The organism is Micromonospora sp. NPDC005979 (assembly GCF_040614415.1).
In the GTDB taxonomy this organism is placed as follows: domain Bacteria; phylum Actinomycetota; class Actinomycetes; order Mycobacteriales; family Micromonosporaceae; genus Micromonospora.
Map to the genome: position 1 here is coordinate 14007 of NZ_JBEXUR010000027.1, position 16850 is coordinate 30856.

Consider the following 16850-nt stretch of genomic DNA (forward strand, 5'->3'; position numbering starts at 1 on the left):
GGTTACCTCCGGGCCGGGGCGACGCGGGTACGGATGTGCTCGGGTGGCTCGCCGAGGGAGGCCACCGCTTCGGAGAGGCAGCGCCACAGCGCCCACGCCTCGTCGGGGGTCAGGTACATGCGGCGCCGGCCGCCGCCGACGGCGAGATAGACCGGGTACGGGTCGGGCCGGTCGGGGTCGACGCGGACGGACACCGCCGTACTGGTGGAGCCGTCGGTGCCCGGAGCGCGCAGCCGGTAGAAGGTCGGGGCGGTCACCGCGGCTCACCCCCGTCGGCGTCCCGGTCGAGGAAGTTCAGCAGCGAGTCGGGCAGCAGTGGTCCGCGACGTTGCCGGGGCAGGGGCGGCCGGGCCGGTTCGGTGGCGGTTTCCCGGCCGACCTGGGCGAGGATGTCCGCCGCGTCGGCCGGCGCCGGGTACTCGGCGGCCAACTTTCGGATGTGGTCGTCAGAGATGTAGGAGAAGCGGACCCGGGCCGGCTCGGGAGTGCCGTCGAGGATGACGTAGCCGACGCCCTTGGCCCAGCGCGGCATCTGGTCGGCAAGGGCGCCCCGGTTGCGGGCACCGTCGCCCAACACGAGGTCGACCTGAGCGGCCTCGGTCAGCCCGAGCGCGATTCGGGTCGGGAACAGGTCCCGGAACGGCAGCACCTCCTTCCGGGGGTCCTGCAACGCGGCCACCACCAGCACGCCGACACCGGCCCCCTGCGACAGCAGCAGCCCGAGGGATCCGGCGATGCGCTTACGCAGGTCGACGTCCTGGAGGTACGCGGTCAGTGCCGCCATCTCGTCGATGACCACCACGACCAGGGGGTCATCCAGGGTCGGAGTGTGGACCCGCACCGCGCCAGCAAGGCGGGTCTGCCGCTCCCGCATCACCGTCACGGCCTCGTCGAGCAAATCGGCCATGGCCTCGAACGACTTGCAGGCGAACCGGGCGAACAACGGCCGGCCCATGGCGAACTCCATGCCGCCCTTGGGATCAATCACCCACAGCCGAACCAGCCCGGAGGAGATCCCACCGGCCAGGACCCGGACCAGCGACCACAGCACGGAGCCCTTCCCGGAGCGGGTGGCGCCACCGATGAGGACGTGCGTGGCCAGCAGATGCAGGCACCAATGCCGCAGGTCTTCACGACGCGCCAGGGGCAGCGCGGTGAAGTCGGGCACCGACGGGACGTCGAACGGGTCGACCAGGGTGCGCAGCGCATCCGTGCGGACCACCACCAGGTAGACCACCGACGGCCGATCCCGGAACCGCAGCCGGTCCACCGCGCCCAGGACCAGCGCCCAGTAGCCCGACCGGATCGGCGGCTCATCGGGACGCTCGGAGTAGACCCGGGCGTGCCGCCGACCGAAGGCGTACCCGAGGTTTGCCGTCGCCTTCTGGAACTCCTCCGGTGTCTGGCCGCGGACCATGCGGATGGTCAGCACGTCGAGCGCCTGATCCGAGCGGACCCGCAGCAGCTCCGGTAGGACCGTGCGGTGGTCATACACCTTGGCCAGGCCGCAGAGGGTCATGGCCTCGCGCCAGGCCCGCCGGTAGACGAAGAGCTGACGGAACCGGCCGAGGATCGGACCGGCGAACCATGTCCACCAGGACGACTCGTGCCGCCACCGCCACAGCGCCGACACGGCAGCGGCCAGGACCACGGGCACGATCACGCCGACCCGGCCGAACTCGCGGTAGAGGCTCACCCCGGCCACGACCAAGCCGACGGCGACCGGATGGCGAAGACACCACCACAGACCCCGCCACAACCACCGCAGCACCAGGCCGAGCGCGATCAGCCAGACCGGCAACTCAAGACGGCGCGGCCGGATCACCATCAGATCCCCGGCGGTGGTCATCACGACCTCGCCGCGCGGCCGGCGCATCACCGCGCACCCGTCACAGTGGGCCGCCGCAGGACGGCAGACATACGCTTGGACATGTCACTACCTCTCTCGACAGAGCAGGGGAAAGAGACAGAGGGCGGGGCTGCCGTCCGCCAAGACCTGACAGCCCCGCCCCACCACATGCGGCTACTGCGCCGCCTTCGCAGCCACGCCCGCCGGGGCACGCATCCCGGTCGCCCGCAGCGAGTACGCCATCCGGTTGTTGTTGGTCACGTACGGCGTGACGGTCATGCCCTCGAACTCCACCGCCTCGAACGGGGCACCCGTCGGCGGGACCGGCTGGTAATCCGCCGAGATCTTCACCGTCGTCTCCCGCGACCGCTTCCCCAGCTCCGGATCCAGATCCATGACCCGGACCTGCCACACCCGCTGGCCGGTCACCTTGTCCTTCGCCGGGCTACGCCGACCGGTCTTCTCGTCGTAGTCCTCGACCTCGCCCAGAGACTCGGGCACCAACGCGCACCCCGCCGGGAACACGTCCTCACACCGCACCGCGAACCTCGTACCGCCGCGCAGAGCCATCGCTCAACCCCCAACTTGTTAACTTGTCTGCCAAGTTGTGGTCCAAGGTAGACGGCACTTGGCAGACAAGTCAACAAACTTCGAAGCCGAACGACTCTCACTTGCGCTAGCCGCCACCCAATGTCCGCGCCCTACCTGCAGGAAGAGGGGCGATTTCGTCGGAAAATGACGAAGCATCCAGGGTGTCCGCGCCCCAGCGTGGGGTAACGTGCACTCGTGCTCATCAGATTTGAGGCCAGCAACTACCGGTCGATCGCCAAGAGCGTTGAGTTGTCGATGGTGGCTGTTGACCGTGGGCGGGAGGCAGCTCGGGAGGCCCCTAACCTTGGGGAGAGCCTTCTGACATTAGGTGCGATCTACGGACCGAACGCCTCCGGCAAGTCGAACGTTGTCGGTGCACTCGCCTGGCTGCGCGACGCCGTGGAAGATTCGGTGCGCTTCTGGGAGGAAGAAATCCCACTAGAGCCCTTTGCGTTCGGCTCAGGACCAGCCAGACCTAGCGAATTCGTCGTCGAAGCCACGGTTGACGGCGTGCGTTTCGAGTACGTCCTCGAACTTGATGCTAGGCAGGTCCTTTATGAAGGACTTTTCCATTATCCGGAGAGAAAGCGCCGCAGAGTTTTTGAGCGCGAGGGCTCCGAACTGAAGCTTCAGCGCGGCTTGGGAGCATTGTCCGGCACCCGCGAACTAATGACGGAAAGAACGCTAGCACTATCCGCCGCACGGCGATTCGATGAGCCTCTAGTTTCGAATTTTGTCAGAGATCTCCTGCGCATTCAGGTCCTCGGTCACGTGCCCCGCCGAGGACGCTCGGGAGGTTTTTTCGGCAGGCAACGGCGCTATTCTCCGAGGGCGGATACGATGCGCTGGTTCGATAGTCCGGACAGCGATCAGCCCTCGCTCTTCTCCCTCGTAGAAGACGAGGGAAAGTGGTCCAATTTGAGCAGGCGCGAACAGGCGCTGGCAATGCTACGGCTTGCCGACCTAGGCATCGAGGACGTTGTTATCGATGAGCAGGAAGTTTCTTTTTCCAGCTCGGGCGGCGAGACCCGCACCCAGCGCCGACTAAGACTTGTTCACCGGTCAGGCGAAAGCTCGGCTCCACTCGATTTCTCGACCGAGTCAGAAGGGACGAGAACATGGTTCGGGCTAATTGGTGCAGTGCTGATAGCACTGCAGTCGGGGTCGATTGTCATCTTTGACGAGTTGGACGCCAGCCTCCATCCGACGCTGTCTGCGGAGTTGCTACGAGTCTTTCAAAGCCCAGTTACGAATCCGTACGGGGCACAACTCATCTTCACCTCACACGACACCAGCCTGCTCAACCATCTGAACCGAGATGAGGTATGGCTTACTGAGAAGCGACTCGACGGCTCCACTCGACTCGGCGGGCTAGCCGAATTCGCGGGCGAGCGGGTGCGCAAGTCACAGAACTTGGAGAATGCCTATCTGCATGGCCGATTCGGCGCACTCCCCCAAGTCGATCAGACTGAGTTCCTGCGAGCGCTCGGGCTGATCGGCTGACCGACGATGACACCACGCCGCCGCGGACCGAAGCCCCTCAAGCGCACGATCGCCCAGCGTCCAGAGCTACACACGGTCGTGGTCTTCTGCGAGGGCAGAAACTCCGAGCCCGACTACATCAACGGGTTAAAGAGGCTGCCCGAGATCGCTGCCAACACGGCCCTCAATCTCGAAATCCATCCCGAGCAAGGCGTACCACTGACCCTTGTGAAGATGGCCGTTGACCGGCTGGCCGATCCGGAGGTAGAGGAATGCTGGTGCATCTTCGATGTCGAATGGCCGAAAAACCATCCAAATCTCTTCGAAGCTAAGCAGCTTGCTCAGGCCAAGGGTGTCGGGTTAGTCATTTCGAATCCGTGCTTCGAAATTTGGCTAATCCTGCACCATCGCGACTTAACCAAGTTTCTCAGCACTGCCGAGGCGGAAAGCATGAGTCGCAAGCTCGACGGCCGAGCCGGAAAAAGCATCGACAGCGCCATCTACATGCCGCTACTGAAGCAGGCAGCTCGCCGAGCCGAACAATTGGAACAGCGCCACACACGTAACAGCACCGCCTTCCCTGATGACAATCCGTCATCGGGGATGCACCACCTACTGCGGGCACTCGGACAGCGGTAGGGGCCTGCCGCGCATCCACGAGAAGAACGGAAACAGGAGATAGACAATCACGGCACGCCAAGTCGACTTAACGGAACGAGAGGGTCTTGCAGATGGGCCTGCGGGGTGAGACTGATTCACTGGATGAGGAACACTCGCGACAGGCGGGTGTAAACGATGCGACCGTCGAGGCGTTGGGCGAGCTGAGCAAGGCGCTTGAGACGGTCCATCGGGTACGCGGTCACCTGTACTCGGCACACCAGCTCGTTGGCGGCGCAGATCTCACCCTTGACCGGGTCGTAAAGCTGCTCCGCGAGGCCGGGCACGACGAGATGGCCGACCGGGTCGAGCACGAGCTGTTGGGGCGCAACGTGCTACCCGGCCGGTGGACCTTCCAGATCGTCGAGGAGTTCGACGACGGCTACTACGCCGCGTTCCAGGAGATCGAGCGGGACGCGCGGGAGAAGCTGGCCGGCGGTCGGCGGCACATCTTCGAGGCGGAGATGAAGGAGCGGCGGCGCACCCACGGGATGCCGGGGCACGAAGCTACGCCGTAGTGCTGCCGCCGAAGCCGTTCGGGATCATCGAGGCCAGGGCGTTGGCGCGGGCCTCGATGATCCTCATCCGAGCCTGATACTCGGCCGGTTCCCGGTGCGCGGCCTGGCTGGTCACCTGGCCGGGCCACTTGCGGTAGAGCAGCCCGTACTCCCGGGTGAAGTAGCCGGCGCTGACCGCGTTGGCCGCGAGTAGAAGGCCGGTGTCCTCGGAGGCGGGAAGGGCCATCCAGCCGCCCAAGGCGAAGACGAGATCCCGCCGTAGACACAGCGTCGCCGGGTGCACCGATGCTCGGTAGTCGTTGGCTTGCCAGAACGACAGGACCGCACCGCGGTCGACGACCCCGCCGGCTGGATCCTTGTCCCATCCGGAGGTCGACCCGTCGGGGAGCAGATCGAGTACCCGCGAGGTAGTCCAGCCGATCTGCGGGTGCGCGTCGAACGCGGCGACGTCCCGGGCGAGCGCACCCGGGGTCAACTGGTCGTCAGCGTCCAGGACCTTGATGAGTTGCCCGGAGACCCGGGCAAGCGCGAGGGTACGGGCAACGCCAGGCCCGCCGGGACGGCCGGTGCCGAGACTGATCCGGGGATCGTCGGGCAGCACGTCGACCAGGGCACCGGTCTGCCCGTCCTCCTGGACCAGCCATTCCCAGTCCCAGCCGTCAGGCATCTCCTGATTGGCCAACGACTCGTAGGCCCCGGCCAGGTGCTCGATGCTAGGCGCGTGGACCGGGGTGATGACCGAGACGAGCTGCGTCAAGTTTTCCACCGCTGGAGTTTGTGGGAGTAGACAAGCTCGGTGCGATCGCCCGGCATCACCACTTCGGCGACCTCGACGACCCGGCCGGTGGTGTCGGTCGAGGTCTTCCGCACGGTGAGCACGGAGACTCCCGGGTCGATGTCCAGCAACTCGGCCTCATCCGGCGACGGCGGACGTGCCCGGATCTCGTCGTCAATCCGGTCCAGCTCGATGCCGAGCGTGTAGAGCTGATGCTGTGTGCCGCCGGGCCACGGTTCCTTGCTCTCGTCGAGCAGGTCCGGATTCGCGGCCACCAGGTCGTACGGCAGGTAGGAGTACGACATGGTCAGCGGCGCGTTCTCGTGCTTGGAGGACGTCCAGTAGACCCGGCGCAGCAGCGGCGTACCCGGCTCGACCTGCAAGGCCGCCGCCATCTCCGCATCAGCTTCCACCCGGGAGTACTCGGCGTGGAACTTGAGGTCATCGACGGTCAGGCCGGTGTCATGTTCGGTGGCGCCGGTCTTGAGCCGCTCGTCCTCGTCGAGCAGGACGCGTTCCTTCTCCCACTGGTACCGCTCGGTGTTGCGGCGGCGTACCCGTTGGCGGGGTGCCCGCACGTAGGTGCCGCGCCCCTGCTCCGCGCGGACCAGGCCCCATTCCCGGAGCTGCCGGATGGCGTTGCGGACGCTCGTGCGCGACAGGCCCGAGGTCTCGGCCAACTCGGTCTCGCTCGGCATCAGCGTGCCGGGTGCCAGCTCACCGCCCATGATCTTTGCCCGCAACTCCTCCGCGAGTTGCAGGTAGCGAGGGCGCCAGTCCCGGCCATGCACACCGGTCACCGTACCCCCTAGACGTTCCAACGTCTGCCAGGCGGTACCGCCGGCCGGCCGCTCCGGCACGGGAGGCACGACGACCGCCGGTCGCGGTTGTCGCCCAGGGCGTGACCCGGGGGTACGAGGTAGAGCCACACCCGGACGTCTGTTGGTGTTCACCGCGTCTCCCCCGCCTGCTGGCCTCCATCAGCCCGGGTCAGCATCTCCAGGCGGGCGTGCGTCAGCTCGTCAATGAGCCGGTCCACCTGCGCGGCGGACAGAAGCGCGGTCTGCGTCGCGCCGTAACGGGTCACGTCGAGCTTCACGGCCAGGTCCCGGCGGGCGAACCGGTCCACGAGCAGTTGAACAGAGACCCACCCGCTGCGCTCGCGTCCGATCGTGGCGAGGAGCCCGCGGTGCATCGGGTCGCTTGGTCCGCAGCCCCGACACCACACCGGGCAGACGACCGCAGCGGTCAACGACGACGGTTGGTCCTCCATCAGCGGGGCGCCTTCACTCATCGTCGGCCCTCGACTCCCCGAGTACCTGCTTCACGAGAGCATTAAGTTGCTCGGCCAGTTCGATTGTCTGTAGCAACGACAACTCGGCCCAGGCGATCCCGCTACGGCATGTCACGTGAACACCGACCAGGGCACCACCCGAAGCCTCAGCAGCGATGAGGTACGTGACGACCAGGCCAGCCGCGCGGCCGTCGCCAACTCGCTGCATCGGGCCGCGATGACGGCGGGCCATGTGTGCCATCACCGGCGGCACCAAGTAGCCGCAGCGTTCCGGGTCGCACCAGTCCGGGTGGCTTGTGACCTCAGATGGCTTGTTCGTGCGGCTCACCGCGGCCACCGCCCGCCGTTGCCTCGGTGGAACTGCGCCCGGGTCATCAGCGGCGCAAACCGGAGCACGGGCAACTCACGGGTTACCCCAATTGACCACCGCGGCGAGATCGTCGCGGTAGCCGTGCGTGGACCTGGCGGCTGATTGCTGCTAGCACTCAAGGCAGATGGTCGCCTCCAGAGCTGCCAGGACGAGAACCAGCGGCTCCGGCGATGAGAACCAGACATCGCACCTCCACAGGTAGACGGGGACCGGTGGCCGACCACGGGGGAATGCAGCCGGCCACCGGCCCGGATGAAGGCACGGCGCACCGTCCGACGCCGGACGGGTCGGGTATCGCCGAGCCAACTTGTACGCGCGGCTACCGCAACCGGTCCGACAGGACGCCGCGCATCGGGTGCGACCAGGGCCGGCGCGAGGCCACCCCTGACACGAGCCGTCACCCCAGCCGCACATCATGAAACGTATCTACAAGTGGACGAGTTGTCTAGACGTCGAAACGGGTCACTTGGTTGGCACTTGGTAAGACAAGTGCCAGGTACGGTGAGCAGGTGCCCACCCCGCACTACGGCCAGCCCCGCTACCACGTCATCGCCGACGCGCTGAGAGAGCGCATCGAAAGCGGCGTCATCCCACCAGGCACGCTGCTGCCGACCGAAAGTGCACTGACCGCCGAGTTCCGAGCAGCTCGCGGCACTATTCGCCAAGCAATTGGGTTACTCCGCGAGACAGGTTGGGTGTCAACCGAGCACGGCCGAGGCACATATGCGAATCTTGGCCCATTTGGCAGCCCGCCGAGCGAGACCTCTGAATTAAGGCGGCGGCGTCGTGTAGTCCCCGATCGCGAGCTTGCAACTCTCTTTGCGGTTGACGAAGGCGCGACTCTACTCGAAGAGCAATTCGTCACAAAGGTGGATGGAAACGTGCGCGAAGTCGTCAGGAGATATCGCCTGACACCGCCAGCGTTGTAGTACAGGAAGTTCGCCAAATGGATAATAGCCGCCGGTGGACGACTAACAATCATAACGGCTAACTGGGAAAAGGTGCCTAAGCGATACGCATCAAGAAACCCATGCGCCTACACGATTCGAGGAGACCGACAAGTCATCTACCCTTAACCCATGACTGAAAAGCATGAACTCACGCCCAACTTTTTGCGTCTGCGCCGTATGCGAAATGCTATACCTCAAGCATCGATGCAGGGGGTACAAATTCCGCACGCGCTCATCGACGTCATAGGTCAAGATCCAGGGCTGCCGGGTTTTAGTGAGTGCGCTAGCGACCTTTTCGTGATCCTCCCATGAATGAGAACTCATGTAGAGCTCCTCACCCTTAACGAGGTAAGGCGGATCGACGTAGAGAAGTGTTGATGCCCTTCGGCGAGAGCAAGATGCAATAAAATCCAGCGCGGGTTTCTGCGAGACGGTGATACGTGAAGCGAGGCCTTTAATGTGCCGGATTCGTGCGACCAGTCCAACTCGGTTGAAGCGAGCGTCGATCTTCCAGTTTCCCGTTTGAGCGAGGCCACCAATAGGTCGAGCCGTCAAGATGCCCGACCTATTACACCTATTGAGGAAGAATGTCGAGAACCCGAGATCGAGGTCATCCCTTCCGTCCGGACTGAGATAACGAGCCCTATGCTGATGCCATGCATCCAGCGAGATATCCTCCCGCTCGATGCGTTCGACAAACTCTTCCGTGCGATTGATAATTGCGCGCCAAAAGGCAGCTATCCCAGGATTCAGATCATTAATCAGCAATTGCTCGATGTGGCCTTCCGACAACAGAAAGAGGCCTGCGCCAGCGCCTCCAGCATACGGCTCGGCGTAGGCGGTTATCGGGGCCGGCTGACTTGCGAGAATCCGGGCAAAGAAGGGCCCAAGCTTCGCTTTGCCCCCAGGATACCTGAGCGGGGAAATGAAAGCGGTTTTCACAGAGCATTATCCAGGCGCTCAAGCAGAGGTCGATACGCGGCGCTATACCGTCGGGCAAGATGAGGGTCAGGAATTACATCCGGGTTGTGCACGAAGCCATTTAGGTACTCCATGCCCAAGCCGGAAGCATCTAGGTAGGCCTGCTCCAAAGTTTTGTCCCTCTTCCTTGCATCCTCAATGTTAGGATCAAGGAATTTTAGCATAGCGATGATCTTCTTTTTCAGTGAGTCCCGCTCCTGCACGCCGGAAAGTCTTAGAGCTTCGGGGGTAGAAAGAGCAAGCTCGACAGTGATCCGCACCATAACGCATACGACACTAGACATATCGTCAATTTCAAGTAGACGACATTCCTTCAACAGCTTCTGGATGCGTCCCGGATGATTTGGAAGCCTGAGCCCTTGGAACATGTACTTCTCGGGCTTAGCCTCGTTGCGACCCCGCGTTCGTGCATTTGTGCTGTTTGTTCCAGACGAAGCCTCTCCGTTGCCGCCGGCAGTCGAGGAATTCTCAGGACCAGTCGACGTTCCGCCGCCACCGTCGGTACTTGCACCCGGTCCGCTATGGCTCGCCTCGCCTGACGGAGCCTGTCCATCGGTTGCAGTACTTCCGTCAGCGGAGGCATTTTCGGATCGGCCCCCCTCGGCTAGCCGGAAGGGATGCGCGGTCGCATCAGAATCAAGTGGAAGCAGGTTGGCAACAGACAGCAGCGCGGTCTTCCTAATGGCCTTGTTCTTGTATGCGTCGACAGGCTTCTCCAAGATGAGAGAGAATGCCCACCAGAAGAATGGACGCAGCGTGTCGCGGTCATGATGCACCCAGAGACTTCGCTCACGTGAACTGCCATCTCCGTCCGCCCGCAACGAGAAGTGAAGCCGGTCTAGGACATCAGGCGAGAAGAATCGGCCGATATTCGTAAGCTTGCTATTCCGGGTCTTGACGACTAGATCAACCAAGTCCGGGTCCGTTGAATATGCTTCCACGAGTTCGTCGGCCATCGCCATTGAGCGAATGGTGCCCGAGTCCACGGACTTGTTGTTTCGGCGCCTGTGGGTTGCTGACTGAGCAGCACTCCATCGCTTTATACCACGGCCGTTATTCTCGCCTGTATGCCTCAACACAATCCAGTAGTCGGCCTCTTCCCTACTGTCCGCTATCAGGGTAAAGACACTCTTGGGGGGTGCACCTAGGGCTGCTGCGCGACGAAACGCTTTCTGATGCACCTCGTCGTCAGCAAGAATAGGATCAGCTAGCAATTTCAAGGCGGCGAAACGGCGGTTGCCCTCTAAAACGAGATACTTCGACTTGTCTTTAATTACGATAGGCAGCTCGGCAGGGTTTGTTTGGCCAGACTTTGCCATGTCACGAGCCAGAGCGATGAGGTCGTCGGCGTCATCGTCAAGAAGACGGTTGATCGCCTCCCGGTCACTGGTAGTACCGTCCGGGAGTCGGGGATTCTCGGGGTCAAGTACCACCTGTGACGGCCGCAGAGACAAATACTTGTGGGCCATCATCCGCTCCCTCGTTAGCATTTTCACCAGACGGTATCGACAGTCTGTAATCCGCGCAACACCCGATGCCCGGATTACTCACACGAGTACCCATGCTGCGACGTGAAGATACCAATAGAGGGCTGGGCAAGCCAGACTCCGTTCGGACCAGTTGGGCGTCCCCCTTGCCGTTGGGCAATCTCGACCGATGTCGCCGCCTGCCGACGTAGGCCCAGGATTTGCACGGCATGCGCCGCTGCTATGTACCACCCGCCTAGGCAATAGATCAGTCAGAATTCGGACACGCCGATGCTTGTTCATGCTCGTCACGAGAGACAACACCTCTTGCAACAGGGCATTGCCGATTCTCTCTGTTCTGAATCAAGGCGCCGCGCTCCGCACGGCGCGAGGCGGTAACCCGGCCGGCGGCAAGCCGCCCCGGCCGCCTTCGGCGCCGGGGCGGAGAGCCACCGACTGCCGCCGGACCGCCGCCCCGAGTCTGCTGATCCGGCCAGCGTCACGATCACGGCCAGGCGGAACGGAAGCCAACCGGTCGGCCTCGTCGACGGTCAGGGCTTCCGACTGCCGCGCCAGTCCAACCCCGGGACTGGCTTGCCCCCGGTCCCTCTCCCGCAGCCGGCGACACCTCACCGCGGACCCTCAGCCGTTCCCCACACGCACGGACTCCGCCAGACCGGACCCCAGAGCACCTACCCCAGCGCTCGCAGCCCCAGAAGGTCACTCAACGGGCAAGATCGACCTGCCCACCATCTGCCCACAACCAGTCGTCAACGGCTGGACTCAGCCGGACTCGGCTAGATCAACGACAACGGCCCCCGATCAGCATCTCTGCTGGTCAGGGGCCGTGTCTGCACCTGGTGGCGGGTAGAGGATTCGAACCTCTGTAGCTTTCGCGACGGATTTACAGTCCGCTCCCATTGGCCGCTCGGGCAACCCGCCAGGGCACCCCACCGCGTCGCAACGCGGCGGCGGAAGCAAGGATAGCGGCTCGCCCCGGGACCGGCGCAACCGGGTACCGTCAGGGGGTCGTGCCGCTGGTCGGCGGCCGACTGCAGGCCCCAGACCGCCGGACAGCAGGAGCAGAAGCATGCCAGCGAACCCGTCTTTCGACATCGTGAGCAAGGTCGACCGTCAGGAGGTCGACAACGCCCTCCGGCAGGCGGAGAAGGAGCTCGCGACGCGGTTCGACTTCCGCGGCACGGGCGCGGAGATCTCCTGGTCGGGTGAGGAGGCGATCGGCCTTCAGGCGGAGACCGAGGAGCGGGTCCGTGCGGCTCTGGACGTGTTCAAGGAGAAGCTGGTCAAGCGGAACATCTCGCTGAAGTCCCTGGACGCGGGTGAGGCGCGCCCGTCCGGCAAGGTCTTCAAGATCGACTGCAAGGTGATCCAGGGCATCGAGACGGACAAGGCCAAGGCGATCAGCAAGAAGATCCGCGACGAGGGCCCGAAGGGCGTCCAGGCGCAGATCCAGGGCGACCAGCTGCGCGTCACCGGCAAGAAGCGGGACGACCTCCAGGCTGTCATCTCGCTGCTCAAGGGTGAGGACTTCGGCGTCGCCCTCCAGTTCACGAACTACAGGTAAGCCCCGGCCAGCGGGTCGTTCACCCTTTGTGACCTGGGCAGACGTCGTCGCCAATGGTCGTCGTTCGTCACTACTGTCTGACGGCCGACGGCCTGGCCAGCCGCCTGATCCGCCCTGAGAGGTCGGCCTGGCAGTGGCCCTCTCTGGGCGACCCCATTATTCCTCAAGCCATGAGTGGGGCTCGATCAACCATGGCTGGTCGGGGTTCCCGCGGTAGGCCACCTGGCCGATCGGAAGGCTTGCCAGCTGCGCCACCGACGAGTTCAGCTCAATGGCGTGGTTGATGCACGTCACGACCACAGCGCCGGGCTGGTTCGGGTCGTTCACGCCGTCGCCGACGATCCAGGAGTTGTCGCCGGTATGGATGACCTCACGTGCTGGCTCTGCACCCTCGAGCACGGTTCGTTGGACGACCGCCCCAAGGTTGTCGGGGAATCGGCCGTCGCTGAAGGGGAAGGGCAAGGACCGGAACACCTCATGCCGGTCCGAGTGCTCGTGAGCCTCGACGTCGCGATCGTCCACCGCGACACCATAGATGCGCCACGCCTGCTCCACTTCAAGCAAGTCGTCTCCGCGCGCCCTGCCCCGCCCCAGTCCGTCGATCACGGAGTTGTGGTGGGCGACAAAACGCCCTGTCAGTCTCCAAACCCGGCACCACGACTCCATGATCGACGAGGTCGGGCGGTCGTCACCCGCGATCTTGCACTTCCTGCGGCGGCATAAGGGACATCTCGCTCATCCCAACGACAGAAAGTGCAAGATCGGCGGGGCGCGGGGCGCGGGGCGGTGCCGCTTGACCCCTCGCCTGTAAATTCTGGGCGCTCCGCCCGGCGGGGTCCGTTCACGTCTGCGGCCTTGGGCGGGTGTCCGAGGTCGGCTTCCCTCGTCCCGGCCAGCTGCTGTCGACGCTGCTGCCGCAGACGCCTCAGTGTCACCCACGTCCCGAGACTGATTTGTCACGAACGTCCGGAAACCCGACATCGTCGGCAGCCGGCGGTGTCCTTCGTCGACTGATGCGCGACGCTCGTCCGCCAACTGATCTGCGGCACCTCCGGACGCTGGTCGCGGCAGATCCCGGCGCCAGATCTTGGCGAGACATATGGCAGGCAGGAAGGCGCCACCGACGGTTCGGCTGGGCCGCTTTGGATGCCGGGTCATCAGCCGATCGGATGGCCAGAGACGATGATCGGCTATTTCCATGTGCGACGGACACCCTGCGACGCCTAGGAAGGAGGCATGACCAACGAGCGGACCGTTCCCCTGCTGCCGTGCGCATCCATTGACGACATCGAAGCCTTTTACGGAGTTCTCGGTTTCCGCACCACGTACAAGCAACGCAAGCCCAACGCGTGTATGGGGGTTCAGCGGGAAGACCTGCACCTGCAGTTCTTTGAGATCGCCGGATTTGACCCGGAGCAGTCCTATGGCTCCTGTCTCGTACTCACTGCAGACATCGAGGGACTACACCGGGCCTTCGCAGCCGGTATGCGGGCCGTGTACGGCAAGGTGCTGGTGTCCGGAACGCCGCGGATGACCCGGCCCAGGGCGCGGAAGAACTCCGACGGGTTGGGCGGGTTCAGCGTCATCGACCCGGGCGGCAACTGGATCCGCGTCTTTCGGGACGCCGCCACCGCGAGCATGCCGGCCGCCACGCCTGCCGGGCGGCTGGCCAAGGCCCTGGCGAATGCTGTCGTGCAGGCCGATTCCAGGGGAATTGTCGAACAGGCGGTTCGGATCCTCGACAGCGCGTTGGCCCGCCCGCAAGCCGACGACGACCCGGTCGAGCAGGTAGAGGTCCTGGTCTACCGCGCCGAACTCGCGATGGTGCTGCACGATCCGAAGACTGCGGCCGAGATGCTGGCCCGCGCCCAGTCCGTCACGCTCACGGACCAGGAATCCGAAAGGGCGGCACCCGCGTTCGACAACGCCACCGAACTCGCAGCAGCACTGCGGTGACGCAAGGCGGTGTCGGAGTACCTGGGCCACGCTGACCCCGAATTCACCCTGCGCACCTGCACCCACCTGATGCCGACGAGCGAGGACCGCACACGGCGCGCTGTCGACAAGGTGCTCGGGTCACCCTCGGACGGCCTGGCGGCGGCCTAACAGCGATCATGGCCGCGTTCTGGCTGGTAGCGGGCGGCGCCTCGCTGACGTACGGCGAGACCGCTACGGTCGCGTCGTGGATCCTCGATCTCGGCGGGCGGACAGCGGACGGATACTTGGCACGCTGTCGCTCATCGTTGGCTTTCTGATCTCGCTACTCAACCTGTCAGCGGGCTACGACGGCATGGCGCCGCACTTCGTCGCGTTCCTCCTCGTGCTGACCGGCATCGGCCTCCGGATCGAAGCGGCGATCACCGACCGGAGGCCGTAGCCCTCGCCGTGGCCGACCGGGGGTCGGTGGAGAGCCCGCACCGCCCGTACCCGCGCCGATCCGTCAGCGGTCGACGCGGTACCAGTGGGCGGTCTCCCCGGCGATCGGCGTCAACCGGACCCGCGCGCCACCCGGGTCGTCGAACATGGGCACCCCGTCACCGAGCAGCACCGGCGCGAAGAAGATCAGTATCTCGTCGAGGAGGCCGGCCCGCAGGCACTGCTTGGCGACGTCGGCGCCGAGCACGTTGACGTACCTGTCGCCGGCGGCCTCCTTGGCCTGCGCGACGGCGCGGTGCAGGTCGTCGGCGAAAGTGACGCCTTCGGGCGGGTCGGCGGGCGGACGGTGGGTCAGGACGATCACCGGCCCCTGGTACCGGCCGCCGAAGGCGCCTTCGCTGTCGGTGCCACGGTTCGGGTCGTCGCCGCCGAAGGTGCGGTTGCCGGCGAGGATCGCGCCGATGTTGGCCAGCAGACGGTCGGCGGTCGGGTTGTCGCCGCTGAGGTGTTCGGTGAGCCAGGACATGTCACCGCCGGGGCCGGCGATGTAGCCGTCGAGTGACGCGGTCGCCGAGTAGAGCAGCTTGGCCATGGTTCCCCTCTCGTCGACGCCCAGTCTGGCGCACCCCACCGACATCGCCGGAAACCGTCGGAGGAGGTCAGATCGGGACGGGCTCGTCGGCGCGTACCGCCTGGTTTTCCGCTCGGGCGATGGGCCCGGCGGGCAGCGCGGCGACCGCGGCCCCGACGGCCACCGCCGCGCCCGCGAAGACGAAGGCCCACGGCACGCCGCCGGCGTGGTCCACGATCAGGCCGGCCACCGCGCCGCCGGCGGCGCTCGCCGCCACGGCCACCGTGACCACCCAGGTGTACGCCTCGTTCAGCATGCCCGCCGGGGCGATCCGGCCGACCAGGGTGTTCTCCAGGGTCAGCGCCGGCGCGATGGTGGCCCCACCGACGACCAGGGCGACGCCCAGCGCCAGCGGCGTGGGCATGAGCGCGAACACCACGAACGTGCCGGCCAGCGCGGCGAGCAGCAGGGCGAACTGGCGGGTCATGTTCGGCGAGGGCCGGCGGACGCCGAACCAGAAGCCGCCGATGGCGCTACCGACCCCCCAGACCGCCAGTAGCAGCCCGGCGAGGCTCTCCGGGTCGTCGGTGGTGGCGTTGCCGGCGTACGCGGGGACGATCACACCGGCGGCGCCGAACGCGATGCCCAGTCCGGCGACGCAGAGCAGCAGTGCCGGGAAGCCGGCGACCCGCAGCGGACCGAGTCCCCGGGCGTGGTGTTCGCGCGGGTGGGGCCGCCAGTCGCGCATCACCCGGCCGAGGGCGACGGCGGTGGTGCCGACCAGGGTGACGACCGCCGCCCCGATCAGCGCGGCCGCCGCGTCGGCGACCAGTACGAACCCTGCCACGAGCAGCGGGCCGAGCACGAACACGATCTCGAACAGCGAGGTCTCCGCCGCGAGGGCGGTGTTGCGCAGGGCGTACCGGCCGGAGGCGGGGCTGGTCAGTTCGTTCCAGGCGCCGCGGATGGCGGCGGTAAGCGGCGGGTACGTCGCGCCGGCGACGCCGGCCGTCAGGTAGATGGCGGCGAGGGCGTCGTCGCCGGAGCGGCTGGCCAGCAGCAGCCCGGTGAGCGCCAACGGGTGGGCCACGGCGGTGACCAGCAGCACCGGGCTCGGACCGACCCGGTCGGCGATGCGGCCGGCCACCGGGCTGAGCGCGGCGCCGGCGACGGCGTAGATGCCGCCCGCGATGGCGGCCAGGGAGTAGCGCCCGGTTACCTGCTCGACCACCAGCAGCAGCGCCAGCGGCGTCATGCCGATGCCGAGCCGGCCGATGATGCCGGTGACCAGCAGGATCGGCGCACCGGGGATCCGCCAGACACCCAGGTACTGGCGCAGTGCGGCCACGAGGTGTACCTCCGCTGGAACAGGTAACGGGTAGAAG

General features: G+C 65.4%; 19 protein-coding genes and 1 tRNA gene. 7 read left to right on the top strand and 13 right to left on the bottom strand.

Annotation, left to right across the window (positions count from 1 at the left end; all coding sequences use genetic code 11):
- Nucleotides 1–2 precede the first annotated feature (2 nt).
- The 3 genes from ABZ272_RS30135 to ABZ272_RS30145 form a co-directional block, all read right to left on the bottom strand.
- Nucleotides 3–257, bottom strand: a complete 255-nt coding sequence (locus tag ABZ272_RS30135; RefSeq protein WP_355053320.1) for a hypothetical protein — start codon at nt 255–257, stop codon at nt 3–5.
- Nucleotides 254–1876, bottom strand: a complete 1623-nt coding sequence (locus tag ABZ272_RS30140) for an FtsK/SpoIIIE domain-containing protein (protein ID WP_355053321.1) — start codon at nt 1874–1876, stop codon at nt 254–256. The genes ABZ272_RS30135 and ABZ272_RS30140 overlap by 4 nt, the downstream gene beginning before the upstream one ends.
- A gap of 147 nt (nt 1877–2023) precedes the next feature.
- Complete coding sequence (locus tag ABZ272_RS30145; protein ID WP_355053322.1) at nt 2024–2419, bottom strand: transcriptional regulator; 396 nt, start codon at nt 2417–2419, stop codon at nt 2024–2026.
- A gap of 216 nt (nt 2420–2635) precedes the next feature.
- Between ABZ272_RS30145 and ABZ272_RS30150 the strand changes: the two genes are divergently transcribed.
- The 3 genes from ABZ272_RS30150 to ABZ272_RS30160 all read left to right on the top strand — a co-directional run bounded on the left by ABZ272_RS30150 (nt 2636) and on the right by ABZ272_RS30160 (nt 5097).
- A complete protein-coding gene (locus ABZ272_RS30150) occupies nt 2636–3943 on the top strand; it encodes an ATP-binding protein (RefSeq protein ID WP_355053323.1) in 1308 nt (435 codons plus the stop codon).
- Between the two features lie 6 nt (nt 3944–3949).
- Nucleotides 3950–4561 (top strand): RloB family protein, encoded by a 612-nt coding sequence (locus ABZ272_RS30155; RefSeq protein WP_355053324.1) that lies wholly within the window; start codon nt 3950–3952, stop codon nt 4559–4561.
- 92 nt (nt 4562–4653) lie between these two features.
- Nucleotides 4654–5097 carry a hypothetical protein gene (locus ABZ272_RS30160; protein WP_355053325.1) on the top strand — a complete coding sequence of 148 codons (444 nt, stop codon included), beginning with the start codon at nt 4654–4656 and terminating at the stop codon, nt 5095–5097.
- Here ABZ272_RS30160 and ABZ272_RS30165 read toward each other — a convergent pair.
- The 4 genes from ABZ272_RS30165 to ABZ272_RS30180 all read right to left on the bottom strand — a co-directional run bounded on the left by ABZ272_RS30165 (nt 5087) and on the right by ABZ272_RS30180 (nt 7494).
- Complete coding sequence (locus ABZ272_RS30165; RefSeq protein ID WP_355053326.1) at nt 5087–5863, bottom strand: glycosyltransferase; 777 nt, start codon at nt 5861–5863, stop codon at nt 5087–5089. The two genes, ABZ272_RS30160 and ABZ272_RS30165, sit on opposite strands and share 11 nt — an antisense overlap.
- Nucleotides 5851–6672: a GntR family transcriptional regulator gene (locus tag ABZ272_RS30170; RefSeq protein ID WP_355053327.1), complete on the bottom strand. Its 822-nt coding sequence runs from the start codon at nt 6670–6672 to the stop codon at nt 5851–5853. The genes ABZ272_RS30165 and ABZ272_RS30170 overlap by 13 nt, the downstream gene beginning before the upstream one ends.
- A gap of 149 nt (nt 6673–6821) precedes the next feature.
- Entirely contained in the window at nt 6822–7166 is a 345-nt protein-coding gene (locus tag ABZ272_RS30175; protein ID WP_355053328.1) for a precorrin-4 C11-methyltransferase, read from the bottom strand.
- Nucleotides 7159–7494, bottom strand: coding sequence for a hypothetical protein (locus ABZ272_RS30180; RefSeq protein ID WP_355053329.1), 336 nt, complete (start codon nt 7492–7494; stop codon nt 7159–7161). Before ABZ272_RS30180 ends, ABZ272_RS30175 begins: the two co-directional genes overlap by 8 nt.
- Before the next feature lie 551 nt (nt 7495–8045).
- On the opposite strand from ABZ272_RS30180, the gene ABZ272_RS30185 reads away from it, so the two are divergent.
- Nucleotides 8046–8465, top strand: coding sequence for a GntR family transcriptional regulator (locus tag ABZ272_RS30185; protein WP_355053330.1), 420 nt, complete (start codon nt 8046–8048; stop codon nt 8463–8465).
- Nucleotides 8466–8555: 90 nt separating this feature from the next.
- Here the strand turns inward: ABZ272_RS30185 and ABZ272_RS30190 are convergent, their stop codons facing one another.
- The 3 genes from ABZ272_RS30190 to ABZ272_RS30200 form a co-directional block, all read right to left on the bottom strand.
- A complete protein-coding gene (locus ABZ272_RS30190) occupies nt 8556–9428 on the bottom strand; it encodes a DNA adenine methylase (protein WP_355053331.1) in 873 nt (290 codons plus the stop codon).
- Nucleotides 9425–10936: a hypothetical protein gene (locus tag ABZ272_RS30195; RefSeq protein ID WP_355053332.1), complete on the bottom strand. Its 1512-nt coding sequence runs from the start codon at nt 10934–10936 to the stop codon at nt 9425–9427. Before ABZ272_RS30195 ends, ABZ272_RS30190 begins: the two co-directional genes overlap by 4 nt.
- 855 nt (nt 10937–11791) lie before the next feature.
- Nucleotides 11792–11875: transfer RNA gene (locus ABZ272_RS30200), tRNA-Tyr, on the bottom strand.
- A 148-nt stretch (nt 11876–12023) separates the two neighbouring features.
- Here ABZ272_RS30200 and ABZ272_RS30205 point away from each other — a divergent pair.
- The gene (locus ABZ272_RS30205) at nt 12024–12518 is read left to right on the top strand and encodes a YajQ family cyclic di-GMP-binding protein (protein WP_355053333.1); all 495 of its coding nucleotides are present in this window, start codon (nt 12024–12026) and stop codon (nt 12516–12518) included.
- A gap of 156 nt (nt 12519–12674) precedes the next feature.
- Here the strand turns inward: ABZ272_RS30205 and ABZ272_RS30210 are convergent, their stop codons facing one another.
- On the bottom strand, nt 12675–13124 hold the full coding sequence (locus tag ABZ272_RS30210; protein ID WP_355053334.1) for a hypothetical protein: 450 nt from the start codon (nt 13122–13124) through the stop codon (nt 12675–12677).
- A gap of 630 nt (nt 13125–13754) precedes the next feature.
- On the opposite strand from ABZ272_RS30210, the gene ABZ272_RS30215 reads away from it, so the two are divergent.
- Nucleotides 13755–14474 (top strand): VOC family protein, encoded by a 720-nt coding sequence (locus tag ABZ272_RS30215; RefSeq protein ID WP_355053335.1) that lies wholly within the window; start codon nt 13755–13757, stop codon nt 14472–14474.
- Between the two features lie 226 nt (nt 14475–14700).
- Nucleotides 14701–14895 (top strand): hypothetical protein, encoded by a 195-nt coding sequence (locus ABZ272_RS30220; RefSeq protein ID WP_355053336.1) that lies wholly within the window; start codon nt 14701–14703, stop codon nt 14893–14895.
- 63 nt (nt 14896–14958) lie between these two features.
- On the opposite strand, the gene ABZ272_RS30225 is transcribed toward ABZ272_RS30220, so the two are convergent.
- Entirely contained in the window at nt 14959–15486 is a 528-nt protein-coding gene (locus ABZ272_RS30225) for a dihydrofolate reductase family protein (protein WP_355053337.1), read from the bottom strand.
- A gap of 67 nt (nt 15487–15553) precedes the next feature.
- On the bottom strand, nt 15554–16813 hold the full coding sequence (locus ABZ272_RS30230) for an MFS transporter (RefSeq protein ID WP_355053338.1): 1260 nt from the start codon (nt 16811–16813) through the stop codon (nt 15554–15556).
- Nucleotides 16814–16850: the final 37 nt, after the last annotated feature.